Genomic DNA, 4,723 nt, shown 5'->3' with positions numbered 1-4,723 from the left:
TGGTGATGGTGTGGTCGGGGAAGTAGGCATGGTCATGGGTTTGCTACCGGATTTCGGAACTGGTTGTTTTCATATCCTGGCGCAAGAAGCTGATTCAATATCAAGAACAAATCTTGCATGAGATTTCATGTGCCTCATCAAGAACAAATCTTGCGTGAGATTTCAATTGCCTCGATTCTGTTTGAACATGTCATGCACGTCAAGGGTTTTATTGTCCTGGCCTGGTAACCCGTGAATCAAATCCGGTTGCATATGGATTTCGGAATCTTGCCGAACCAGGAGTTTCAGCAGGAAGTGACACGGATTTTTTCCACGTCTTCCCACTCTTCCAGGCTGTTGTCAGAAATTCGACTTGAAATTTGTATGGGCATGCCCGGGCTGTTGTCAGGAATTCGACTTGAAATTTGTATGGGCATGAGGTGTCATGCAAGGCCTGCCGATCTTGTGAAACGGATGGTGAAAAAAAAACATGAAAAACAGTGACGATGACATTGATGGAAACAGGCACGGACCATGAAATATATCCAAAGACACGACTTGCAGGAAATTGGGCATGATTCGTTGGTGCGCCTTGGTTATCGGTCATCCTGGCGATGCGGCGTCCATACGTCGCGCAGCCTCATGCTGGATGATTTGCGACGACTCATGGATTATATTCCTGATCCTCATGCCGACCGTGCCAGCTATGTTCATGCCATCGAGGAGGAAAATTGCCTGGGCAAGCGGTCGGTTCGCAGCAGAAAACTGACCCGGGAGTACCTGATTACCCTGTACGGCCTGGATCCCAACGTGGCACTCTTCCGGGTGTTGCGTCATTTTTGGCATCGCGATGCGGCGGGCAGGCCTTTGTTGGCTGGACTTTGTGCCTTTGTCCGTGATGCCCTTCTGCGACAAAGTGCGCCGTTTATTCTGGCCATGCAGTCAGGTCAGCTTTTCAGTCGTCAGGATTTGGAGGCATTTTTGACCGAGAAAAATCCGGACCGTTTCAGCATGGCCACCCTGGCTTCCGTGGCGGGTAATCTTGCCGCCAGTTGGACCAGGATGGGTCTTTTGAGCGGCGTCAAAAAAAAATACCGTACCCATGCCCAGGCAACGACAGGGTCTGTGGCTTATGCGTTGTTTCTGGGACATGTGCGGGGTGAAAGGGGCATCGGCCTTTTTACAACCGATTTCATCAGGCTTTTGGAGTGTTCTCCGGACCGGGCCATTGAGTTGGCTGAGGATGCATCCCGCCTGGGGTGGATGGTCCTGAATCACATCGGGCATGTTGTGGAGGTCGCCTTTCCCGGCCTGTTGCATGCGCAGGAACAGGAGTGGCTGGCATGAGTCGCATCAAGCGGTTGGCCGACTCCTACGGCAGACATATTGCCGTGCCGTGGCGGGAAGATGCCGCTGCTGCCCAGCGGGTCATTTTTTGTGTCTATCACCAAACCGACGAACGTGCCTTGCGTGCCGGGATCGGTGAGTTTGACATCGTCACCCGCCGTGCGGGTCATGGATGGATACTCTTCGACCTGACCGACACCTTTGCGGAGTGGCTTGCGGGACAGAGGTATGCGGTCAAATATTTTCAACAACCAAGGTTGCTGTCCAGTCTGCTTCCCAGGTACCAGGAGTTTATCGTGGCGCGTTGCAAGGCATTTCTGGCGGACTGCCAGGCTGGTGCAACCGATGTTGTGGCTTTCCAGGGGGTCGGATCGTTGTTTGGTCTGCTGAGGGTCAAACCCCTGGTGGATCAGTTGGCCCCGCTCGTGCCAGGACGTCTGGTACTGTTTTTCCCCGGAAGTTGCGAGCATGACAATTACCGCCTGCTGGATGGCTATGATGGCTGGAATTACCTGGCCATGTGCATCACCGCCGACAAGGACGGATAAACAGGATACACCATGAAAAATCGCGACATCTATGTGCAGGATCCCTCCCAAAGAAAACTGGTCAACGAAGGAGTGGCTACCGTCAATGATGACCGGAGCGACCAGGCCTTGGCCGTGTTGCGCTACGAGTTGGAAACCTTTGTCTGCGATGGCCAGTACGAAAAAGGCCTGGAACACATCCTCGACACTTTTTTGCGCAATATGGGCCAGGCGCAGCAACCCGGTGTGTGGGTCAGCGGTTTTTATGGATCGGGCAAATCCCATCTTGTCAAAATGCTGCGGGCCTTGTGGGTCGATACCTCCTTCAAGGATGGTGCCAGGGCACGCGGGATTGCCAGCCTGTCGAACGGCATCACGGATCGCCTGAAGGAGCTTGATATCCAGGCGAAACGACATGGGGGTGTACATGCCGCTTCCGGAACCCCGGGATCCTGGGCGGAGGGAAGTGTCCGTCTTGCCCTGCTGAGTATTCTCTTCAAGTCGGCTGGATTGCCGGAACGCTATCCCATCGCGTGTTTTGTCCTGTGGTTGCGCAAGGAAGGGATTCTTGATCCGGTGCGTTCCTGGGTGGAAGAACAGGGGGGCAACTGGTCTGAAGAGTTGGACAACCTCTATGTTTCCGATCTGTTGTCTGCCGCATTGATGCGAGTCAGGCCCAACCTCTTTGTCTCCCAGGCTGCCTGCGCGGAGAGCATCAACAATCTTTTCCCCAGCGTCCAGGATGTCAGCAGTGACGACATGCTCAAGACCATTCGGCAAACCTTGACCCGGGAGAAGCGTTTTCCCTTGACATTGATCGTCCTGGATGAAGTGCAACAATTTATTGGCGATGACAGCCGTCGTTCCCTGGAGGTACAGGAGGTCGTGGAGGCCTGTTGCAAGGGCATGGGCAGCTCCCTGCTGTTTATTGCCACCGGACAGACCGCCGTGACCGGCACTTCCAATCTCAAAAAGCTGGAGGGGCGTTTTCCGATCCGGGTGGAACTGTCGGATGCTGATGTCAACTCCGTGGTGCGCAAGGTCATCCTGGCCAAAAAGCCGGAGAGTCATGTTTTCCTTGATGCCATGTTGCGAAAAAACAAGGGGGAGATTTCCCGGCATCTGTCTGGCTCCGGGATTGCGCATCGTCAGGAGGATGAGAATGTGCTGATGCAGGATTACCCCATCCTGCCGGTACGGCGGCGTTTCTGGGAACGCACCATGCGGGTATTGGACAGCACAGGCACCAGAAGCCAGTTGCGCAATCAATTGAGCATGATTCACAAGGTGATTCAGACCAACCTGGAAGAGACTCTTGGCCATGTCATTCCTGGTGATGCCCTTTATTTCGATCTTGCCGATACCCTGCTGCAACATCGCATCCTGCCGCGCAAGGTGCATGAAAAGACCATGACCTGGATACAGGGAAGTCGGGAAGAGCGGTTGACCGCCCGAGCCTGTGGGTTGGTTTTCCTGGTCAATAAATTGCTTGGAGGCCACGAAGAGGCAGGTGTTCGTGCCACTGTGGACACCCTGGCCGATTTGTTGTTGGAGAACCTGGCAGGAGGCAGTGGATCCTTGCGGGCAGAGCTGCCCAGACTGCTCGGTCGTTGTGATCTGATCATGCAAGTCAACGACGAATATCGTATGCGCACCGAGGAGAGTACGGCCTGGAACGACGAATTTCTGAGCCATCAGGCAGAAATTGCCGAGACAGCCTACAAGATCGAGAACGAACGAATGATTCGCCTGCGTCACCGCATGGAAGAGCGGCTCAAAAAATTGACCCTGACCCAGGGTGACACCAGAATCGAACGGAAGATTGAATTGCTTTTCAACACCCGTCCGCCAACGAAGCAGGGTTTGTATCTATGGATTCTGGACGAATGGACCCTGGATGTTGCGTCACTGCAAGCCGATGCCCGGGCGGCGGGGAATACGTCGCCCGTGATCTTTGCCTCCATTCCCAAGCGATCTCCCGATGATTTGCGCCGTTGTATCATTGATTACAAGGCTGCCGAGATCACCCTGGAACAGCGTGTCGAGCCTGGCACGTCCGAGGGGCGTGAGGCGCGTGCCGTCATGGAGACCACCCGCCATCATGCCGACATGCGCATTCATGCCTTGCTGGATGACTCCCTGTCCGGGGTACGTGTTTTTCAGGGTGGTGGCAACGAAGTGACGGGTGGGAATCTTCAGGAAATGGTCCTGGAGGCGGCGAAAGACAGCGTCTGTCGTCTCTATCCGCAGTTTCAGGCCGGCGATCATCCCGGATGGGCCAAGGTTTATGACGAAGCGCGCAAGGGGGGGCCGGATGCCCTGAAACAGGTCGGGCATGCTGGAGAACCGGCAAACCAGGCCGTTTGCAAAGCCATTCTGGGGTTCATCGGGGGCGGCAAGTCTGGCAAGGATATCCGGGTACACTTCGAAGGTGCCCCTTATGGTTGGCCCGGTGATGCCGTGGATGGCGGGTTGCAGGTATTGTTGACGGCTGGATTGGTGCGGGTCACCGACGAGCGTGGTCAACCCATTACTGCCGACAAACTGGAACGCCGGGTTTTGGGAAAATGCCTGTTTCGCGTCGAGGCGGTGACCATCACGACGCCGCAGCGCATCCAGATTCGCCGGTTGATGCTGAAAGCCGGATGCCAGGCCAGACAGAACGAAGAGTCGGCCATGGTTCCCGAGTTCTTGCTGCGTCTCAAGGAGTTGGCCGGGCGTGCCGGGGGGGATCCTCCCAAACCGGTTCTTCCCGACATGGCATCCCTGGAGGAGATGCGTGCCTCCTCTGGCAACGAGCAATTGATGACCATCCATAACCCTAAATCCGGCAATTGGATCGGTAGCAATTTGGAGAATATCTTGAGAAA

3 protein-coding genes are annotated in these 4,723 nt (G+C 55.1%); all 3 read left to right on the top strand.

The window, feature by feature from the left end; all coding sequences use genetic code 11:
- Positions 1-513: 513 nt before the first annotated feature.
- Positions 514-1,326, top strand: coding sequence for a hypothetical protein (locus HQL65_20250; protein MBF0138568.1), 813 nt, complete (start codon positions 514-516; stop codon positions 1,324-1,326).
- The gene (locus tag HQL65_20245) at positions 1,323-1,874 is read left to right on the top strand and encodes a DUF1788 domain-containing protein (GenBank protein ID MBF0138567.1); all 552 of its coding nucleotides are present in this window, start codon (positions 1,323-1,325) and stop codon (positions 1,872-1,874) included. Before HQL65_20250 ends, HQL65_20245 begins: the two co-directional genes overlap by 4 nt.
- Positions 1,875-1,886: 12 nt before the next feature.
- Positions 1,887-4,723: BREX system P-loop protein BrxC (brxC, locus tag HQL65_20240; protein MBF0138566.1), on the top strand; the 2,837-nt coding region annotated here is incomplete at its 3' end.

Source organism: Magnetococcales bacterium (assembly GCA_015228935.1).
In the GTDB taxonomy this organism is placed as follows: domain Bacteria; phylum Pseudomonadota; class Magnetococcia; order Magnetococcales; family DC0425bin3; genus HA3dbin3.
This window is presented reverse-complemented; position numbering and strand designations above follow the sequence as displayed.